Origin of the sequence: Chitinivorax sp. PXF-14, assembly GCF_040812015.1 — a bacterium.
Taxonomy (GTDB): Bacteria; Pseudomonadota; Gammaproteobacteria; order Burkholderiales; family SCOH01; genus JBFNXJ01.
Genome location: NZ_JBFNXJ010000019.1, coordinates 58541 through 77608 on the forward strand (window position 1 = coordinate 58541; position 19068 = coordinate 77608).

The window sequence follows — 19068 nt, forward strand, 5'->3', positions numbered from 1 at the left end:
CGATATATTTTTCCGTTATCTGCGTAGCATAGCCTATCCGGGACCAAGCAGAGAAGCCGGATGGGCGTTGGTTTTAGCTTGCGGGCACAAGGGGTGGCCCCTACAATCCGGGGCAACAAACGTCCGTGCTACCTGATATGTCACACATCGTCGATACACTGATCAGCGCGAGCTGGATTGTTCCTGTCGAGCCCGAGCTCACGGTGCTGCGCCAGCACAGTATCGCAGTCAGGCAAGGACGCATCGTCGCCATCCTGCCCACGGCCGAGGTGCCGGCCCGCTTCACGGCGCGCGAGTATGTCGATCTCTCCAGCCATGTGCTGATCCCCGGCTTCGTCAATCTGCACGGCCATTCGGCCATGACCCTGCTGCGCGGCATGGCGGACGATCTGCCGCTGATGACCTGGCTCAGCGGCCATATCTGGCCCGCGGAAAGCAAGCATGTGCGCGACGATTTCGTGTTCGACGGCACGCAGCTCGCCATCGCGGAAATGCTGCGCGGCGGCACCACCTGCATCAACGACAACTATTTCCACCCCTCCGCCGTGGCGCGCGCGCTGCTGTCGGCGCAGATGCGCGGCGTGGTCGGCGCCTGCATCCTCGACTTCCCCACGGGCTATGCCTCCGATGCCGACGAGTACATCACGCGCGGGCTCGCGGCGCGCGACGAGTACCTGGGCGAGCCGCTGATTGGCTTCAGCCTGGCCCCGCATGCGCCCTATACCGTGTCCGACCGCACCTTCAGCCGGGTGCTGACGCTCGCCGAAAAGCTGGAGCTGAACATCCACCTGCATCTGCACGAGACGCAGGATGAAATCGCCGGCAGCCTCAACGACCATCACGTGCGCCCGCTGGCGCGGCTGAAGGCGCTCGGCCTGCTGACGCCCGACCTGATCGGCGTGCACGCCGTGCATCTGACCCCGGAAGAAATCGGCTGGCTGGCCGAACACGGCTGCCACGTCGCGCACAACCCGAGCTCGAATATGAAACTCGCCAGCGGCATCGCGCCGGTGGCGGACTTGCTGACCGCCGGCGTCAACGTCGGCCTGGGCACCGATGGCGCCGCCAGCAACAACCGCCTCGACATGTTCACCGAAATGCGCACGGCGGCGCTGCTGGCCAAGGTCGCCAGCGGCCGCGCCGATGTCGTCCCGGCCTTCCAGGCACTGCAGATGGCGACCATCAACGGCGCCCGCGCACTCGGACTGGAGCAGGAAATCGGCTCGCTGGCCGCCGGCAAGTCCGCCGACTTCGCGGCCGTCGCACTTGATGACATCGAAACCGCACCCTGTTTCGATCCGATTTCCCATCTTGTCTACTCAGCAGGCCGTGAGTGCGTTACGGATGTGTGGGTGGCCGGCAAACGGCTGCTCAAACACCGTGAACTCACCACGCTGAATCGTGCGCAGCTGATCGCCCGGGCACGGGCCTGGCGCGACCGCGTTCGGCAAGCCTGAAGCTGACGAGAGAAAATGGACATCGAAATCGACACCGACACCGACACCGACACCGACACCGACACCGACAACAAATCCTGGCTCAACTCGCGCGTCGCCATCACCGTGCTGCTGCTGACGGTATTCATGGCGCTGTGCAAGATCAAGGACGACAACATCGTGCAGGCCATGCAGGTGGCCAAGGCCGACGCGGTCGACACCTGGGGCGAATACCAGGCCAAGCGCCTGAAGGTTTATGTGGAAGAGCTGGCCATCGAACAGGCCAAGCTGGCTGCGGCGCAAGGCAACCCGGCCGCCGCCGCGATGCAGGACAAGCACATCGCCAAGATTGCAGAGCTGAAGCACGACACCCAGCAGCTGATGGACAAGGCACGCGGTCTGGAAAAACACTATGACGAGCTGGGCTACCGCGACGACCAGTTCGACCTGTCCGACGCCATGCTGTCGATCGCGCTCGGCGTCGCCGCCGTCGCCGCCCTGACGGAACGCCGCTGGCTGCTCTATGTCTCATGGCTGTTCGGCAGCGGTGGTGTAGTATTCGGCATTGCCGGCTTTGCCGAATGGGGCCTGCACCCTGACTGGATCATCAAATTTCTGACCTGATATGCAACTACACGACCACAAGCCCAACGTCGACGACGTCGAAATCGCCAAATTCAGCGAGCTTGCCCACAAATGGTGGGACAAGGAAAGCGAGTTCAAGCCGCTGCACGAGATCAATCCGCTGCGCTTAGGCTACATCGAGGAATACGCCCCGCTGGCCGGGCTCAACGTCATCGACGTCGGCTGCGGCGGCGGTATCCTGGCCGAAAGCATGGCCGAGCGCGGCGCCACGGTGACCGGCATCGATCTCGCCGAGAAATCGCTGAAGGTCGCCAAGCTGCATCTGCTCGAATCGGGCAACAAGGTCGGCTACCGCTGCGTCGCCGTCGAACAGATGGCCGAGGAAGCCCCCGCCACCTTCGATGTCGTCACCTGCATGGAAATGCTGGAGCACGTGCCCAGCCCCGACAGCGTGGTCGCCGCCTGCGCCCGGCTGGTCAAGCCTGGCGGCTGGGTGTTCTTCTCCACCATCAGCCGCAATCCGAAGGCCTATGTCCACGCCATCCTCGGCGCCGAGTACATCCTGGGCCTGCTGCCGCGCGGCACGCATGAATACGCGCGTTTCCTCAAGCCTTCCGAGCTGTCGCGCATGACACGCCACGCTGGGCTGGAGCTGGCCAACGTGCGGGGCATGGGCTACAACCTGGTGACCAAGGCCTACAGCCTGACCGACACCACCGACGTCAACTACCTGATCGCATGCCAAAGGCCGCTCGCATGATCCGAGCGGTCCTGTTCGACCTGGACGGCACGCTGGCCGACACTGCCGCCGACCTGGGCGCCGCGCTCAACCGCCTGCTGGCGGAAGAAGGCCGGCCACCGGTCGGCTACGAGCGCATCCGCCCGGTCGCATCGCACGGCGCACGCGGGCTGATCCACCTCGGGTTCGGCATCGACAAGCAGGACCCCGAATTCGAAGACTACCGGCGCCGCTTTCTCGACCACTACGAAGCAAGCTTCGCCGACCTCACCACCCTGTTCGACGGCATCAATTCGCTGCTGCAGGCGCTGGAACAACGCGGCCTGAAATGGGGCATCGTCACCAACAAGCCGATGCGTTTCACCGACCGCCTCGTCCCCGCCCTGCCTTGGGCGGTCGCCCCTGCGGCGGTCGTCAGCGGCGACACCACCGGCGTCCCCAAGCCCGACCCCAAGCCCATGCTGCATGCCGCCGAGCTGCTCGGCGTGCCCGCTTCCGCCTGCCTCTACCTGGGCGACGCCGAACGTGACGTCGAAGCCGCACGCGCCGCCGGCATGAAAGCGATCATCGCAAGCTACGGTTACATCTCGGACACGGATACACCCGAGACCTGGGGCGCCGACGGCTTCATCGACCGCCCGGAAGAACTGCTCGACCACCTCTAGGGCCACGCGTATAATTCCCCCTTGGTCATTGAACTTTACGGCAATGGCCATATCTCAGTAGTACCGCATGGGGCCGACCTGGTTTCGACGGGGGTTGCAAAGCGGATGAGGGCATACCGGGATCTCAGATCTCCCGTAAAACACTGAATATATTTAGTCGCAAACGACGAAACTTACGCACTGGCTGCTTAATCCCAGCCGGTCTCTGCACTGATTTGCCGATGGGTCAGGCGGGCAACCGCAGCAGAGTCATTTACATCTGATCGCGTTTGGCCGGGTTACTTGGCCAGGCGTTAAATCCAAGGTAACTCGCTTGTGGCAAGCCTGTCGGTCGGCGTGACACGGGTTAAATCCAGTTGGCCAGACTAAGTATGTAGAACTCACCGTAGAGGATTTCCGGACGCGGGTTCGATTCCCGCCGGCTCCACCATTTACCAAACGTCGAAAGACAAGCTAAAGCGCCGCAAGGCGCTTTATTTTTGCGGGTTTCCGGCGTTTCGTCGGTTATCGGTAGTCACCTTTCGCTGCATTGAATTGCCGTTGCAATTCGCACGCAATTCGCACGCATCCACGCAGCCGAGTCCGGGTAGTCGACGGATGCGCTGGTATACCGCGCGCTACGGGGCATGCGGCCTGCTGAGGTGAGGATGGCATGCCTGGCACCCAGGCAAGCAATGGCCGTTCTGCGCGAACGATATCCGTAGCCGTATTCTGCCGTCCCACACGGCAGTCAAAACAGGCCGCGGCTTCTCTCCAGTATGGCGTCGGATGGTTTTACATCGGATAGACCAAGAGCGCTATGCATCGTCTCAGCATATTGATTTATCAGAGAATCTACAAAGTGGCCCGAGATTTGCTAGAAATGCGTGGTTATGTATAGCGGGAGATTCGGATGCCTTGTTTATCTTGGGTATCAATAGTTCGACGGACGCTAACAGTGATCGCCTTGGCGGGGCCATCTATCGCAAGCGCTGTGCCGCTGACTTTCACCAAGCTGGCCGATACCAGCACCAATGCGCTACGGCCAGACATGCAATATGCCAGTTTTGGCGATCCGTCGATTAGTGGCGGTCAGGAGGCTTTCAATGCTCGCTCGACAGGTGGAGACCCCTTCAGGCCCACGACGCTGGATGGCATCTACGCCTATGGCGGCGGTTCATTACGCCGGGTAGTCGACCAAGCGGATCAGCCATCGAGCAACCCGTTTAGTCGCTTCAGCAGTTTTGGCAAACCGTCAATCAGTGGCAGCGACATCGCCTTTACCGCGAATTTCAGGGATGGCGGCGCCTCCTATCGCGATGGCGTGTTTGTCCAGAACAGTGCTGGCTTGCATGTCGTCACCGACACTAACGCTGATACGACCAGGCGGGGCATGGCATTCACCAGCTTCGGCGATCCGTCAATCAGTGGCGGCCAGCTGGCGTTCAAAGCGCATTCAAGCGATGGAGATCCCTTCAGGCCCGCATCATTGGATGGCATCTATGCCTACAGTGGCGGTTCATTACGCCGAGTGGTGGGCCAATTGGATCAACCGTCGAGCAACCCCTTCAGTCTCTTCAGCCGTTTCGGCAAACCGTCGATTAGTAGCGGCAACATTGCCTTTACCGCAAATTTTCGGGATGGCGGCTCACCCTATCACGATGGCGTGTTTGTCCAGAACGGTGCTGGCTTGCGCATGGTCGCTGACACCAACGCCGATACGACCAGGCGGGGCATGGCATTCACCAGCTTTGGTGATCCTTCCATCAGTGGTGACGAGGTAGCATTCAATGCTCATTCAAGCGATGGCGATCCCTTCAGGCCAATTACGTTGGATGGCATCTACCTCTACGATGGTGTCGCCTTGGATCGGGTCGTCGACGAAATGGATCAGCCGACGAGCGACCCCTTCAGCCGTTTCTTCAGCTTTGGCGATCCTTCAATTAGTGGCTCCAGCGTTGCTTTTCTCGCGGACTATCGTTCTGGTTCTGCGTCTCTCCGTAAAGGCCTATTCCTCCGCCTGAACGGTGTTCTGGACGAAATCATTTCAGCCGGAGATCAGCTGGATGGATTGACCGTCGCCAGCCTGGGCTTTGGGCAGGATGGCATCGATGGCAACGCACTCGCGTTTGTAGCTGCATTTACCGATGGCTCGTCGGGGGTATTTCGGGTCGACGTGGGATCGGGGTCGGTGCCGGAACCGTCCACCCCAGTCATGGTGCTGACGGGCTTGTGCTTGCTCCGCTGGTTGGGTAGGCGTGGTTTGCAACTGCGTGCCAGCTACATTATTCGGAAAAGAAGGGGTGGGTGCCGTCCAGCACACCCGAATTGTTGATGGCGCGGCCCCCCATCTCGACAGCACGGCAGAAAACGATCGGCGAACCGTGTTTTGCATGCCGTTGACAATGCCCGCCGCCAGCCAGGACCAACTGTCGGCGTTGGTCGGGCGGCAGTCAGCGGCGCGCACGCACGCTCCCATCACCCCCCATGCCCGCAGCTGCATCCACACTCACCGGGCCCGTGTCACCCGGGCCTGGCCGCAGATTGCGGGCCAGAAACTCAATGAACAGCGCGATCCGTGGGGCGAGAAACCCTTGTTTGTAGAATACCGCCCAGATCGGCTGCCGCCACGGCAGGACGTCATCGCAGAACAGCTCAAGCAAGCGCCCGTGGCGGATATCCTCTGCCACCAGAAAGTCCGACAGGCAGGCGATGCCCGCGCCGGACAGGGCCAGGAAGCGTACCGTCTCCCCGCTCGATGACGCCAGTGCCGGTATGGCTTCGTACCCCGCTTTTCCGTCATACGGCAAGGGCCAGAGGTTGAGCGACGATGGCTGCGTGAAGCCCAGCAGGGTGTGGTGCCACAGCTCGACCACTGATGCCGGCATGCCCTCCCGCTCGACGTAGCCAGGCGACACGACCAGCCTCAGGGGGGATTCGAGCAGCAGGCGGGCCTTGAGCGTCGAGTCTTCGAGTTGGCCAACGCGGATGGCCACGTCGGCACGCTCTTCGATCAGGTCGATGATGGCCTCTTCGCCGATCAATTCTAGCCGTATCTCCGGGTACTGCCGATGAAACGCGGGCAGCAACGGCGCGATCAGATGATTCAGCACCGGGGTCGCTGCATTCACACGAAGCACGCCGGATGGCTGCTGGGCGGCCGACTGCAGCGCCTGCTCGGTGTCGAGCAGTCTGGCGAGAATGTCGCGGGCATTCTGCAAAAACCATTGCCCTTCCTCGGTCAGATCCAGCCTGCGCGTCGTGCGGGTGATCAGGCGCACGCCAAGCTGCTTTTCCAGCTTGGTGATGCTGCGGCTGATGCCGGACGGCGTGAGCCCCAGCCGCTCCGCCGCGCCAGAAAATGATCCCTCATCGATAACCGCGACAAAGGCGCTCAGCGTATCGGTTGTCAGCATTGTTGACTAAAAATCAAAAGATCTTGTCATTTAACCCGATTTTTCCGGGCTTGGTAAGCAAGCACAATCTGCTCACTTCACTGCAATGGAGCAGATCATGCCACTCGCCTTATGGGCGCTCACGCTGAGCGCCTTTGCCATCGGCACCACAGAATTCGTCATCGTCGGCCTCATCCCCACCATTGCCTCCAGCCTGCATGTCTCGCTGCCCGCGGCCGGCCTGCTTGTCAGCCTGTATGCGCTTGGTGTTGCCATCGGCGCGTCGGTATTCACCGCGCTGACGGGGCGCCTGCCCCGCAAGACCTTGCTGCTCGGGCTGATGGCCCTGTTCACCGTGGGAAATCTGGTCGCCTGGCAGGCGCCAGATTACACGGCGCTGGTCGCGGCGCGCATCCTGAGCGGCCTGGCACATGGGGTATTCTTTTCCATCGGCTCGACCATCGCCACCAGCCTGGTGCCCAAGGAGAAAGCGGCCAGCGCCATTGCGCTGATGTTCTCCGGGTTGACCGTCGCCCTGGTGACCGGTGTACCACTGGGCACCTATATCGGCCAAACCTTCGGCTGGCAGGCCACCTTCCTGGCGGTGTCGCTGCTGGGCGTCATTGCCTTTGCCGGCAGTCTGCTGCTGGTGCCCACGCATATCGCCAAGCCGGCCCCCAGCTCGCTCATGGCCCAGTTTGCCGTGCTGGGCAAACCGCGGCTGTTGCTGGTCTACGCCATGACGGCGCTGGGCTATGGTGGCTCGTTCTCCGCCTTCACCTATCTCGCGCCGATGCTGGAGCAGGTCACCGGCTTCAGTGCCTCCAGCGTGGGGCTGGTGATGCTGGTCTACGGCCTCTCGGTCGCGCTGGGCAACGTCTGGGGCGGCAGGCTGGCGGATCGCAAAGGCCCGGTGCACGCCTTGCAGATCATCTTTGCCGGGCTCGCCGGCGTGCTGCTGCTGCTGTCCTTCACCGTTGTCTCGAAATGGCTGGTGGTGCTCACCGTGCTGGCGTGGGGCGCGGTTGCCTTCGGCAATGTCGCCGGCTTGCAACTCTATGTCGTGCGGCAGGCCGAACGCGAAACACCTCACGCGGTCGATCTGGCCTCCGGGCTCAATATTGCCGCGTTCAATGTCGGCATCGCATTCGGCGCCTGGGCCGGCGGCCATATCGTGGAACGGCTCGGCATCATGGCCACACCATGGGTTGGCGCGCTGATCGTGGCGGCGGCCTGGCTGCTCACCAGCTGGTCCGGCGCACTGGATCGTCGCGCGAATTTCAACCCTTTCGCCAAACCGGCAACGGCGGCCAGTTCCCACTGAAGCGGCCGCCCGTTTCCGTCGGGCAACGCGACATCGCACCAAGCCCCTCCCCTCAACTCCCTCATACAGGATCAACCATGCACATTCCCGCTTTTGGTGTCGGCACCTTCCGTCTGCAAGGCCAGACCGTGATCGACTCGGTCACGAATGCCCTGGACCTTGGCTACCGCGCAGTCGATACCGCGCAGATTTATGAAAACGAAGCCGAGGTCGGCCAGGCCATTGCCGAATCCGGCATTCCGCGTAGCGAGATATTCATCACGACCAAAATCTGGACGGACCACTACGCCAAGGACAAGCTGATCCCGAGCTTGCGCGAGAGCCTGGACAAGCTGCGCGTCGATCAAGTCGACCTGACGCTGATCCATTGGCCGGCGCCCGACTGCGGCGTCCCGCTGGAGAGCTACATGGCCACGCTGGCCGAGGCAAAGGCGCTGGGCCTGACGAAAATGATCGGGGTTTCCAACTTCAACATCGACCTGACGGCACGTGCGATCGAGGTAGTGGGCAAGGGCCAGATTGCCACTAGCCAGATCGAGCTGAGCCCCTACCTGCAAAACCGGCGGCTCACCGCCTATCTGGCGGCACAGCAGATTCACACCACGTCCTACATGACCCTGGCGTATGGAAAGATCCTGCAGGACCCCACGATCCAGCAGCTTGCAGCCAAACACGATGCAACGCCGGCCCAGATTGCGCTGGCGTGGGCGTTGCAAATGGGCCATTCGGTGATCCCCTCCTCGACCAAGCGTGCGAACCTGCAAAGCAATCTGCTGGCCACGCGCCTGCAACTCGATGCGGAAGACATGACCACGATTGGCCACCTCGAACGCAATGGCCGACTGGTGAACCCGGAAGGGCTGGCACCGGCCTGGGATGAATAGTTCAGCCCGGTACACCGATGGCCCATCGTGCTGGTGGGCTCCCGCACTCCCACAAGATGGGAGAGCCCATGCAGCGAGCGGTGCCAGAAACGAGTTCTGGCACCGTCGTGATGGCATTGCCGGCCCCCAATCCAGCTCGCCACGGGTTGGGGGCAGCGGTGGCGTATCGCCAGCGCCGCCATCACGTCGACTAAAGCTGGGGTTAGTTGGCGCTGGTAATCCGCAGCAACAGCCAGACCGGCATCCCCAGGTACAGCGCCACCAGACCCAGGCGCTCGATCAGGTATCGACTGTCCGCCGCCTGTTGCGGGCGTAGCAGCACGGCCATGAAGGCCGTGCTCTCTATCCCCAGGCGCAATATCGCGGCACTGGCCGCCACGCCGATGACCCAGGTGATCCACCACAACACCAGGGTGGTCAGATAGGCCTTGAGTCCGAAGGCGTAGTACTCACCCCACATGCTGCCGTAGGCGATGTGCTGATGCAGGTTGAACGCCGGCAACGCCAGCAGCAAGGGGAAGGCGATGAACTTCACCGCCGGATGCTCGATCCGGCCATGGCGGGTGGCTTCGCGGGCCCGCGTGAAGGCGGCGAGAATGGACGGCGCCCGGGCTGGCTGGAAAGCAGCGCCGGATGCCGCCAGCGCATGAGCCAGGGCAGATGGATTGGCGAGCGTAAGCCCGTAATGCCAACTCCCGCCAGAGGCCAAGCGCAGGCTCAGGCCCGGCCCCGGCAGCGGTAGCCACCAGAGCTCGGCGGCGGCAATGTCTGACAAGGGCAGTGTCAACTTCTTGCCACCACGATTCAAGACCAGTTGCCCATCCTCGATGCTGGCCCGGGCGGAAAACGCCAGCAACACGAACCAGGCAGCCGCCTCGGGTGCCAGGAACAGGCTACTGAACATGCGGATTTGCGCCAGCGTATGCGAGCGCAGGCTGTCGTCCGTCAACACGGCAAAGGCCATCCACACCAGACTGCAGCGCGCAAAGGCACGCAACAGCCCCGCCACGATACGCGCAGCCGGCGGCAACACGGTGACGTTGGCGTGACGGCCCGACCAGGCTATCAGCGCCTGGCCGCCCTCGCCCATGTGTGGGCGCCACCTCGGCAACACGGCGGTCACCGCCAGCAGGGTCAGGAAGGCCGCGCAGACGAGCCCGACCCAGTCCCCCCACATCACCATCAGCGTGAGCGGCGGCGTCCCGGCTGGCAGGGCACCGATCACCAGGGTGCGTTCCCCCATATTCGACCCCGCGATCACCTTGCCGCTGGCGTCGATCACGGCGCTGTAGCCATTGCTGGTGACGCGGAACTGCGGTAGCCGTGTCTCGATGCTGCGAAAGGCCGCGACGGCCTGATGCAGGGCGGCACCCTGCGGGTGCTCGGTAAACCAGGAGTCGTTGGACATGGTCAGGATCGCTTGTGCGCCAAGGCGGGCGCCGTTGATGGCCAGGCTGGTGTCGACATCGTCGAGGCAGATCAGCGGCATGACCGGAATCTCGCGTCCGTCCTTGAGTTGCAAGGGATAAACCCGGGCGCCAGAGCCCGGCTGCCAGGTGCCCGTCCAGGGCAGCAGGCGCCGGAAGGCCGGGCCATCGAGCCAGGACGGGACGTATTCGGTCAGCGGGAACAGGCGGCTCTTTCGATACAGGCCCAGCAAGCCTCGGCCCGGGGTGACGAAGGCGGCGGCGTTGTATTCGCCGGCGCGGTCCAGGTCATACGTGCCGAAGACAAATGGTACGCCCGCTGATCGCACAATGCCCAGGATCTCCCGGTCGAGCTCGGCGCCGACTCGACTCTTGGGATGCCCGAATGTGGTGGGGTAGGCGGTTTCGGACCACAGCACAGCATCCACGTGTTGCCGCTCGACCGCGTCGTAACTCATCGCATAGTGGGTGTCGAGGATTTCCCTGACCGCCGCCAGCGCGCCTTTCTGCTCGCGCATGCGCTCGTAGTTCACCAGATTGGCTTGAATCAGCCCCAGGCGCAGGGGCTTGGCCTCCGGCGAAGTGGCAGCAAACGGGCTGGACCAGCCGTAGCCCGCCAGCAGGATGGGGATCACGCAGCTCAGCGCCACGGGCTTGAACATGGACTTGAATCCGCCGGCCCGCTGCCCCCACGCGGCAGCCAGCACCTCGTTGGACAGCAGCAGCAAATAGGTCAGCCCTGCGGAGCCGATCAGGTCGGCTGCCTGGCGCATCGCGGCAGACGGATAGAGGCCGTAGCCCAGTGTATCGCCGAGCAGTTTGGGCAGCAGCCGTTCCGCCGCAACCCAGGCCGCCGCGCCAGCCAGTGCCCGCAGCACCGGGCCATGGCGGCGGGCCACGATCTGCCGGGTCAGCGCAAAGGCGATCAACTGGGGCTGGAACAGCGGCGCCATCAGGATCAGCAACAACAGGCCGGTGGCCCCGCCAACCTCGGTGTAGCGCCCGATTGCCACACCAAACCACGAGAACACGGCAATACCGTAGGCCACGCTCATCAGCCAGGCGCTCAATAGCGTGGCGCCAAACGTCTTGCGGGTCTCCAGTGAACGCAGCCAGGGCACCAGCGCCACGAAGCCGAGCATCCAGCCCATGCCGCCATATGCGTAGAGACCACAAAGAATCGAACTGCCAAGGATGCCTATCAACATACGTCAACCATCGTGCAGTAAAAGGTGAAGGAAGGATCAGGGCCCAGGCCGCCCGGGCTCGACAGGCGCGGGGATCACGATGCGCCGGATCAGAAAACCCGGTGGTGCCAGCTCCGGTGTCACGACACGGTCTTGCGGCACCTCAATGGGGCGGTTGTTCGCATCGAAAAACTGCCGGTCGGGCGCAAACATCAGGATGGGCTCGATACGCTGGCCGTCGTCGGTCGCCTGATAATGGCGCACATAGCCCTCGGGCAGCGGATAGCCTTCCGGTACGGCGAGCCCGACCAGAGGCGGGCGCGTACCGGGTGGGTTGAATGCGCCAAGGCCGGTGTTAATGCCAGCCTGATGCAGACGATCGATAACCTCCTTCATGCTCGGCGTCTGGCCTTTTGGTACATAGTTCGACAGATCGGGTGTCGGGTCGTTGTCACCCTCACGCCCCACGTGAACCTCGCGCGCCTCGGCCACCGGCTGGCTGCTGGGTAGCTTCGCCAGGAAGGGCCAGTCATGGGGGCTGCTGGTGGATTGCGGCTCGGCAGCCGGCGCATTGGCCGTCGTGGCATCAGCTGGCGGAGCGGATGAATCGGACAGCCACCAGTAGCAAAGGCCGCACAGGACAAGTACCACCGCGATGACCAGATAGCCTAGTTTGGGACGCCACGCCCCTCCCCCCATTTCGGTCGAGGGTTTGTTGGGGCGGCGCGGCGTCACCATCAGACGAACGACCCGCTAGGCTCAGGGCGCAGAGGGGTTGGAGGTCGACACCGCCCAGCCCATGCGCTCATGGCCCAATGTGTTCCAGATCGGATTCTTGCCATTGGTGAACGAGGTATAGCGCGGCGCGCCAGAGCCCGTTGAGCCACCGAACAGGCCTGCCGTCACCGTGCCGCCGTTATAGGTCGGGTGGGTGTCATCCGACTGGATGTAGTCATAGCTGCTACTGGACGACACGAACTTGGTGTTGGCATCACGAATGGTCGACTTGAGCGTAGACGAGATGCGCGTCACATAGCTCGCTTCGCTTTCGCCCGAGACATAACGCAGCCCGTCGGCATCGATCTGCCCGTCGCCATTGCTGTCATAGTCGGCCCCCATGAACTCGGCAAAGTTGTCGGTACACTTGAAGCCCTTCTGGCGTGCGTATTCACACATCCAGTAGTTCATCTTGGCCATGTAAGGCAGGAAGGTGTCACGCATATTCACCTTCGCGCCGGTACTGGCGTTCGTACACGAACTCTGCACATTGTCGGCGGCGTAGCCCGGGTAGTATAGGTTGGAGACCACCTTCAGCTTCACACCGGAATAGGCGTTGGCATTGATGTAATCCATCGCTGCCGCAACGTAGGTCTTGCAACTGCTCAGCGCCGAATCCAGCACGCTGTAGTCGCAAGTACCGCTCTGGCCCTTGAAGGTGGAACGTGCCTGCAGGCCGTCGTTGCCGCACATTTCGAATGTCACCACACGCGTGGAAGCATCCTGCATGTACGAGCGCTCGGCCACGATCTTGTTGTTGTAGACATCGGAGGCCACCGCACCCGACTTGGTGCGCCGCACACTCTCGATATCCGCATTCCACAGCGCCGACAGGTATTCCGCATCCACGGTAGGGGCGGAATATTTGGCAGCGCTCGTCGTCGATCCATTGTAGCCCGCATAGATCGAGTCACCGTAGGCCACGACCCGATACTTGGTAGATGTGCCCGCACGGTCGATGGTCCAGGATGCATTCTGGTTCAACGTGCTTGCCGTCGCCTCGGCCCCAACCGCCAGCAGAGCCAGCGCCGGAACCACGGCACGCAATGCGACAAGAATCGTCAATCGCGATTTGTGCTGCGCTTGAACAACGCGCCTTGTAGCTATTCTCCTCAACTTCATTGGTCTTCTCCTTTGTGAATGCACAGCTTTAAAGCTGGTCTAATGTTTTATCTCCCTGTTTCGGGACTGAGCGCGAGGGCTGGCCCATGCATGCGGCTACGTAGGTGCAACTGGTCGCGCTTATGTACAGATATACGGCTGGAAAGGATATTGTTGTAAGCCGATTGCTGAATAGTAGTAAAAGCTCTAATTTTGTCAAATCAATCATTTGCGCCTAATGAGAATGCCCTCGCCACCCTCTGGGCCTGCCACTGGGTATTTGACGCGCGGAACATGATGCCGACAGGATCTTCGGGTGTCGTAGCTACGGTAGCGGACTTGGCACATCCGTCTCCCCCGGCGCGCGGGTATCTCATCTTTCGGTTGACGCGTCGCAGCAGCCCCCTGCCGACACATAGCCCCTAAGGGCATCATTTCGACCTCGCAAGGCAAACCAGGGTGAATGCCCACCAATGTCCATCGATCGCAACGCAGACAACAACATGCCGCCTTCACACCCGGAAAGCAGAGGGAGGCGTAGAGCAATTCCACAGTCAGCAATCTCCAGCGCGCAGGCGCACCCACATATGGTCGATGACACCGTTACATCAGCGAATTGCAGGTGCAGCGAGGGAAGGATGGGGAAGGCGATGACGCAGCCCTAAGAGGCGTGCGCAACCGATAGAAACAGAAGTCGCAGCCGGCGATTTCTTGATTTGGATCAGACATTTCGGGTTCATCCACACCAAGCTAGGCGTTATTCCTATATACAAGACGTGACGGCCCATGCTTCCATCGGAAGCATCTGCATGCAAGGGGCCCGATGATGGCAAAAAAGTTTCCCACGCATCCCGCCAATCCCCATCGCATCTGCTGGGGTTGCGATAGATACTGTGCAGCCAATGCCATGGCCTGCGGCAACGGCTCGTCCCGGACTCAGCACCCAGTCGAAATCTTCGGAGATGATTGGAACGGCTTTGAAGACGAAGACGCTACCGCCGCCGTACCCACGACAGGCGAGGCAGCTAAAGTAACGATTTAGCCAAGAAGGGGCAGCTCTTAGTCAAACCGCCCCGGCGGAAGTCGGCCCTGCCTGATTTGGGAATACCAATCGGGGCAAAAAGCCGCTTGTAGGTGCTATCCCACCAAGCCGATAACGGGATTAACTGGTGCGCAATCTCCACTCAACACAACCAGCGTTGTGGCTTCGGCATGCTTTCAAAAGAGCGCAGCAGGATTTGCGCCAAGAAAGAAAAATGCCGTTCACTGGTGAAGTGAACGGCATTACAGCCAACACGGCCTATGGTTTCAAGCAGCGAGAAACGGCCGGAGCTTGTCAGCTTTTCTTCGCAAGACGCTCGTTGAGCAGCTTGGCATCTTCGGCGTAGGCCGGGCTTGCCGCATCGACAAACCGCCCAGCTCCCCGAGTAATTCGTTCGGCCAGCCACTTGGGGCGAGCACCTCGGCCAGACCAAGTATTCTCTGCATTATCCGGATCACAGAATTTCACCACACTTTGCGCCTTGCCGGTGCTGCCTTTCGACTTGCCACGCACGATACCGTCCAAATCATCCACGGTCAGACCAAACTCCTGGACAACTTCGGCAATAAAAGCCTTGACGCTGCGTTGCAAATTTTTCTGGTGTACTGCAATCGCTTTTTCGATTTCAGCCGACTTTTGCTTCAACTCGGCCAACGTGGCCGCGCTGTCTTGAGTCAGTGCTTTCAAGCTGTCGCGCAAGGTATTCAATGGTTGTTGCGATGCTTCTGCTACAGCAGAAGATTTTGTAGCTTTCATGCTTGGGCTCCCAGATGAAGGACTTTTTGCTTTTGCACTCGCTGCAGGCTGCTTTGCCGCGGCCTTGCGCGTGCTCTTTACTGTTTTGTCTTCAGTGGATTTTGCCGACGTAGCCATATTATTCTCCGTATCTTGGTTTCGCGTCTTAATTTGTACCGAACTAGTGATCGGCTCTTACTGACACACTATACGATCATATGCAGATAAGCACTGTTGAGACATTAGACAAAACTACTATATTAAGCAAATACTTTTCAGTATTGTCAACTAAATTGCAGCCAGCACCCATAGGAAGTTTTATTGCTCATTCTCATGGAAAAGGCGCTCATCACGAAAAACCTTCGCACACAGCGTTGCCGCCGCTATTGGAGCCATCACTAAATCCAGCCATCGGACATCATCGATAATGCAGCTGGATCAAGGTAGCAAGCGTTTACCATTGAACATATTCCAAGCGCCGCCCTGGCAGCCTGATCCCACGCCTTAAAATGGCAGAAAATTGAATAACGCAATCCCCCAAGAATATTCTGCCGATATAGTCAGTGCAGGCACCGAGTACTATTCCAACGCAGCCACACATGCCATACCCTGGATAGCAAGCCAGACGCCACGAAGGCAAAGCCTGCCAACCACCCTGTTGTCGACACGCCAACGATGTTAGAATCCGCGCCTCGGCTATGTGAGCGCATCTCTCGTTGAGCCGACAAACAAAATTGTGGTGCTCGTCCAAACGATAGGCTACCTTACTTGTTGGGCTGATCAGGCACCCAATTTCCAGATCAGCAGTACTCCTTCTATTGCCGCCCGGATGGTGAAATAGGTAGACACAAGGGACTTAAAATCCCTCGGCTTAGCGGCTGTACCGGTTCGATTCCGGTTCCGGGCACCAAGACTTTCCCTTGTTTATCAAGACAATATACAAGCTACTCGATGTAGCTTGATATAACAATTCACGCCTATCTGGATACGATTTCCACTCCGCCGTGTCCCTAGTCTGTCCCTGGCTGGCCATACGGATATTGCTGCAACGAGGCTTCTTGGGCCGGGTACAGCAAACGGTGGCGACTCTTCTTTATCTCCTCGTCGGATACCTGCCAGGCGTAATCGATCACAGATGGCGACAACAGTACTTGTCGCATCGCACGGGTCAGCATTGCTTTGTCGATACCAACCGCTTTCGCCGATTTCGATACTAACGTTAGCGCGGTGATCATCTCACTCATGGACTCGACAAGCATGTATCGGACACGGGCGTCAGAATCTTCTTGCGCGAGCTTGGCGTCCGTTTTCTCGCCTTTCTGTACGAGCGATCTCAGCTCGTCGAATGGCTGTGCTGGTAATGGCTATGCCGAGCCGATTCTGTTCCTCCAGATGCCGACTATTCCAGTTCTTGGTGGGGGCCTGGCTGCCATTACGGTCGCTGTCGACTGCGCGGTTGAGTCAGGCTGCCGTTTGCTCGCTGCTTTGGTCGGTCAGGCTTTGCTGTTTGGCATTGTCGGTGATGACGATGGCGCCACCACTCACACAGCTACAGGTGGCGCTGCTTTGCACCGCCGGCGACGGCGCCCTTGAGGGTGGTGTCGTCACCCGATGTGAGCGTCAGTTGGTTGCCCGCTTCGACATGGGTGTTCTGCTGGGTGACATCATTGCCATCGGCGTGGCCACGGCTGCTGTTGCTCTTGCTGTGCTGTTCGCTGGTGGATTGGGCGGCCTGTTGCTGGCGTCGATCTTGCCAATGCGGCCGATGATGTCCTGGAAGCTCGCATCACCATTCAGCCGGTCCTTCGCCGTATCGAGCGTGATATCGCCCTTGGCGGCCAGATTGATGCGATCGCCGGCGATCAGCCCGCTTTGGTTGGCGAGGCGGCCATCCGAGCGCAGGTCGATCTGTTGGCCACGCAAGTCGCCGCCCAGGTTGGCCAGACTCTCGCGTGCCTTCAGGCTCAAGGTGTCGCGGGCTTCGAGGCTGCCGGCGTTGACGAGACGCTGGGCGGTCCGCCAAAAGTAAACGGACGATCATTCGGGTCAGTCCATTTGAAACCCGGATTGCGCCTGCGGCTCCATCCGGACGACGCTTGCTATTGCACCGTACGGCCGTGGTGAGCCCGAAGCCTCGACCAAGGTCGAACCGCAGATGTAAAAATGCGCCCCAGCTCGGGGGGCAAATTATTCTTTCAGCGGTGGCAGCGTTTCTGGTTGATCCAGATAGGCGATCCGTCGTTTGCCGCGGGAAAGTTTTTCTTCATCCAGACCTTCAAATTCACCTGCGTAGCGTTGCTTCAAGCTTGGGAAATACCCTGGGGAGTACAGGCGCGCCAGAATCAAACCTGTCAACGCTGAACTGCACCCAAACCAGCTTGGCGGATCAAAACTACGTCGATCTTTCTCATTTTTCTTGAGATACGCGGAGATTATCTTTTCTGGCGAATCATACGTCTGCAATGCAGGATATAGTTTTTCCAAAACAAAAACCCGCAGCTCTGCCAAAAAAGCATCCAATTGCTCGATTTCCTGGCACAACATTTCTGCCGTCCAACTCTTCATAAAATACGCATATTTCAGTTGCATATTCACCGTAATCTTATTGGACTCCTGCGGACTGTCCGACATGGCGTGGGCATATAACACCTGTGTTTCAGCAAAGCCCATCTAACCAAACGGAGAAATACGATTCTGTCCACCAACACGATTAACTACCGCACCTATAAAGTCGTAGCGGTTGCCCTGCCAACGCTCCCCTCCCGCCATCGGCAGCGACAAAATCGTGAGGAGCTAACCACTCCTGCAATGCTTGGGAAATGGCTTTGTCCAGTTTACGAACAGCAATAACAGTCATTATGGCCAAGTCCTTTTGATAATTCCTGAAGGAGAGTTCACATACAGATTGATAGAAGGCTGTACTTGAATTGGCATCCCTACTTGGAAATCGCGTCCAAGTAACGCTCTGCCGCCTTGCGAGTTAAGCAGCGTCACGTTGGCCTCTCCTACCGCAATGGCGTCAAATGCAGGCTTATGGTTTATGTACTTCGCAACTGCTCGGGTGTCGCACTGACTAAGTCCTTGACCTGACTGAACTTCGCATCGTGCATGATAAAGGAATTACCGGATCGCTCAAACCCGTCTGGAATAATGGTGTATGTCCTACCGCCAGCAGTTTCTACTCTCAAATACACTTTTGACGCAAAATCTTCACCAATCGTTGATCTTAACTGTTCGACAACAGAATTTTCATGGCCGAGCCAGGTTGTGCTGACTTCATCCAGGAAAAGACCCGCAGGTCTGCTTGGAACTTTTATTGCCGACTTATTGCTGCTGCCCCCTCCCCCACCAAGGACCGCATTATCGAATGGTGGTGCAGCGCCCTTGCCGGACTGCGCGCTATTGGCTGGCTGCGTTGAGTTTACGACCTTGTTGCCAGCCTTTGCCAGAAGGTTGTCGATGCCCTAGCTACCCATCTTCGCCAGCTGGGCTACGCCCGGGCCAGCATCCGATTGCAGCATGGCAATCAATTGCTCCTTTTCCTCGACACTCAGCTTACGCCCGGCGGCGGTGTCGAGCCAGCCGGTGCGCGGGTTCCATTGCGCCAACTGAGCATTCTCGTCGGGGGTCAACCAGCCATTGGCGATGATCTTGCCCATCGCCAGATCCCGGTCGAGTACATATTTATCACCCCATGAGTCGGCGGGATTGAAAGGCTTGCTGGCAGTCACATCTGGGTTGCCGTGCGTCAACCCATACATGTCGTAACCCAATTTCCTCTCGATCTCGGTC

Annotated in this window: 17 protein-coding genes, 1 tRNA gene, 1 other RNA gene and 1 pseudogene; 10 read left to right on the top strand and 10 right to left on the bottom strand. The window is 59.9% G+C overall.

From position 1 onward, the window contains the following. Positions 1–137: 137 nt before the first annotated feature. The 6 genes from ABWL39_RS18635 to ABWL39_RS18660 all read left to right on the top strand — a co-directional run bounded on the left by ABWL39_RS18635 (position 138) and on the right by ABWL39_RS18660 (position 5739). Entirely contained in the window at positions 138–1457 is a 1320-nt protein-coding gene (locus ABWL39_RS18635; RefSeq protein ID WP_367794934.1) for a TRZ/ATZ family hydrolase, read from the top strand. Between the two features lie 15 nt (positions 1458–1472). Then, entirely contained in the window at positions 1473–2060 is a 588-nt protein-coding gene (locus ABWL39_RS18640) for a DUF4337 domain-containing protein (protein WP_367794937.1), read from the top strand. 1 nt (position 2061) lies between these two features. Next, positions 2062–2781 (top strand): bifunctional 2-polyprenyl-6-hydroxyphenol methylase/3-demethylubiquinol 3-O-methyltransferase UbiG, encoded by a 720-nt coding sequence (gene ubiG, locus ABWL39_RS18645; RefSeq protein ID WP_367794940.1) that lies wholly within the window; start codon positions 2062–2064, stop codon positions 2779–2781. Then, the gene (gph, locus tag ABWL39_RS18650; RefSeq protein WP_367794943.1) at positions 2778–3425 is read left to right on the top strand and encodes a phosphoglycolate phosphatase; all 648 of its coding nucleotides are present in this window, start codon (positions 2778–2780) and stop codon (positions 3423–3425) included. Before ubiG ends, gph begins: the two co-directional genes overlap by 4 nt. Before the next feature lie 69 nt (positions 3426–3494). Beyond that, positions 3495–3855, top strand: a transfer-messenger RNA (tmRNA) gene (ssrA, locus tag ABWL39_RS18655). Between the two features lie 507 nt (positions 3856–4362). Then, on the top strand, positions 4363–5739 hold the full coding sequence (locus ABWL39_RS18660; protein ID WP_367794946.1) for a hypothetical protein: 1377 nt from the start codon (positions 4363–4365) through the stop codon (positions 5737–5739). A gap of 118 nt (positions 5740–5857) precedes the next feature. On the opposite strand, the gene ABWL39_RS18665 is transcribed toward ABWL39_RS18660, so the two are convergent. After that, entirely contained in the window at positions 5858–6820 is a 963-nt protein-coding gene (locus ABWL39_RS18665) for a LysR substrate-binding domain-containing protein (protein ID WP_367794949.1), read from the bottom strand. Between the two features lie 97 nt (positions 6821–6917). On the opposite strand from ABWL39_RS18665, the gene ABWL39_RS18670 reads away from it, so the two are divergent. Together ABWL39_RS18670 and dkgB are read left to right on the top strand one after the other, a co-directional pair. After that, positions 6918–8123, top strand: coding sequence for an MFS transporter (locus tag ABWL39_RS18670; RefSeq protein WP_367794952.1), 1206 nt, complete (start codon positions 6918–6920; stop codon positions 8121–8123). Positions 8124–8200: 77 nt separating this feature from the next. Beyond that, the gene (gene dkgB / locus ABWL39_RS18675; RefSeq protein WP_367794954.1) at positions 8201–9007 is read left to right on the top strand and encodes a 2,5-didehydrogluconate reductase DkgB; all 807 of its coding nucleotides are present in this window, start codon (positions 8201–8203) and stop codon (positions 9005–9007) included. Positions 9008–9209: 202 nt separating this feature from the next. Here dkgB and lnt read toward each other — a convergent pair whose 3' ends face one another. The 3 genes from lnt to ABWL39_RS18690 are packed head-to-tail and all read right to left on the bottom strand — an operon-like array spanning position 9210 to position 13445. Next, entirely contained in the window at positions 9210–11642 is a 2433-nt protein-coding gene (lnt, locus tag ABWL39_RS18680) for an apolipoprotein N-acyltransferase (protein WP_367794957.1), read from the bottom strand. Between the two features lie 36 nt (positions 11643–11678). Continuing rightward, positions 11679–12359 (bottom strand): hypothetical protein, encoded by a 681-nt coding sequence (locus ABWL39_RS18685; protein ID WP_367794959.1) that lies wholly within the window; start codon positions 12357–12359, stop codon positions 11679–11681. 21 nt (positions 12360–12380) lie between these two features. Next, positions 12381–13445, bottom strand: coding sequence for an SGNH/GDSL hydrolase family protein (locus tag ABWL39_RS18690; protein ID WP_367794980.1), 1065 nt, complete (start codon positions 13443–13445; stop codon positions 12381–12383). A gap of 880 nt (positions 13446–14325) precedes the next feature. Here ABWL39_RS18690 and ABWL39_RS18695 point away from each other — a divergent pair. Beyond that, positions 14326–14541: a DUF3079 domain-containing protein gene (locus ABWL39_RS18695; RefSeq protein WP_367794983.1), complete on the top strand. Its 216-nt coding sequence runs from the start codon at positions 14326–14328 to the stop codon at positions 14539–14541. Positions 14542–14835: 294 nt separating this feature from the next. On the opposite strand, the gene ABWL39_RS18700 is transcribed toward ABWL39_RS18695, so the two are convergent. After that, positions 14836–15414, bottom strand: a complete 579-nt coding sequence (locus tag ABWL39_RS18700; RefSeq protein ID WP_367794962.1) for an H-NS histone family protein — start codon at positions 15412–15414, stop codon at positions 14836–14838. A gap of 685 nt (positions 15415–16099) precedes the next feature. On the opposite strand from ABWL39_RS18700, the gene ABWL39_RS18705 reads away from it, so the two are divergent. Then, positions 16100–16186, top strand: a tRNA-Leu gene (locus tag ABWL39_RS18705). 100 nt (positions 16187–16286) lie between these two features. Here the strand turns inward: ABWL39_RS18705 and ABWL39_RS18710 are convergent. The 5 genes and pseudogenes from ABWL39_RS18710 to ABWL39_RS18730 form a co-directional block, all read right to left on the bottom strand. After that, positions 16287–16520, bottom strand: a complete 234-nt coding sequence (locus ABWL39_RS18710; protein ID WP_367794965.1) for a hypothetical protein — start codon at positions 16518–16520, stop codon at positions 16287–16289. Positions 16521–16825: 305 nt separating this feature from the next. Next, positions 16826–16912: pseudogene (locus tag ABWL39_RS18715) on the bottom strand (hypothetical protein); the annotation flags it as partial. Continuing rightward, positions 16897–17244 (bottom strand): hypothetical protein, encoded by a 348-nt coding sequence (locus ABWL39_RS18720; protein WP_367794967.1) that lies wholly within the window; start codon positions 17242–17244, stop codon positions 16897–16899. The pseudogene ABWL39_RS18715 and the gene ABWL39_RS18720, both read right to left, overlap by 16 nt. 219 nt (positions 17245–17463) lie before the next feature. After that, complete coding sequence (locus ABWL39_RS18725; protein WP_367794969.1) at positions 17464–17946, bottom strand: hypothetical protein; 483 nt, start codon at positions 17944–17946, stop codon at positions 17464–17466. A gap of 794 nt (positions 17947–18740) precedes the next feature. Next, positions 18741–19068: hypothetical protein (locus ABWL39_RS18730; protein ID WP_367794971.1), on the bottom strand; the 328-nt coding region annotated here is incomplete at its 5' end.

Bases quoted from the DNA above. Each gene is read 5' to 3' on its own strand.
- ABWL39_RS18635 (WP_367794934.1), top strand. From the start codon at position 138: ATGTCACACATCGTCGATACACTGATCAGCGCGAGCTGGATTGTTCCT.
- ABWL39_RS18640 (WP_367794937.1), top strand. From the start codon at position 1,473: ATGGACATCGAAATCGACACCGACACCGACACCGACACCGACACCGAC.
- ubiG (WP_367794940.1), top strand. From the start codon at position 2,062: ATGCAACTACACGACCACAAGCCCAACGTCGACGACGTCGAAATCGCC.
- gph (WP_367794943.1), top strand. From the start codon at position 2,778: ATGATCCGAGCGGTCCTGTTCGACCTGGACGGCACGCTGGCCGACACT.
- ABWL39_RS18665 (WP_367794949.1), bottom strand. From the start codon at position 6,820: ATGCTGACAACCGATACGCTGAGCGCCTTTGTCGCGGTTATCGATGAG.
- ABWL39_RS18670 (WP_367794952.1), top strand. From the start codon at position 6,918: ATGCCACTCGCCTTATGGGCGCTCACGCTGAGCGCCTTTGCCATCGGC.
- dkgB (WP_367794954.1), top strand. From the start codon at position 8,201: ATGCACATTCCCGCTTTTGGTGTCGGCACCTTCCGTCTGCAAGGCCAG.
- lnt (WP_367794957.1), bottom strand. From the start codon at position 11,642: ATGTTGATAGGCATCCTTGGCAGTTCGATTCTTTGTGGTCTCTACGCA.
- ABWL39_RS18685 (WP_367794959.1), bottom strand. From the start codon at position 12,359: ATGGTGACGCCGCGCCGCCCCAACAAACCCTCGACCGAAATGGGGGGA.
- ABWL39_RS18695 (WP_367794983.1), top strand. From the start codon at position 14,326: ATGGCAAAAAAGTTTCCCACGCATCCCGCCAATCCCCATCGCATCTGC.
- ABWL39_RS18700 (WP_367794962.1), bottom strand. From the start codon at position 15,414: ATGGCTACGTCGGCAAAATCCACTGAAGACAAAACAGTAAAGAGCACG.
- ABWL39_RS18710 (WP_367794965.1), bottom strand. From the start codon at position 16,520: ATGAGTGAGATGATCACCGCGCTAACGTTAGTATCGAAATCGGCGAAA.
- ABWL39_RS18725 (WP_367794969.1), bottom strand. From the start codon at position 17,946: ATGGGCTTTGCTGAAACACAGGTGTTATATGCCCACGCCATGTCGGAC.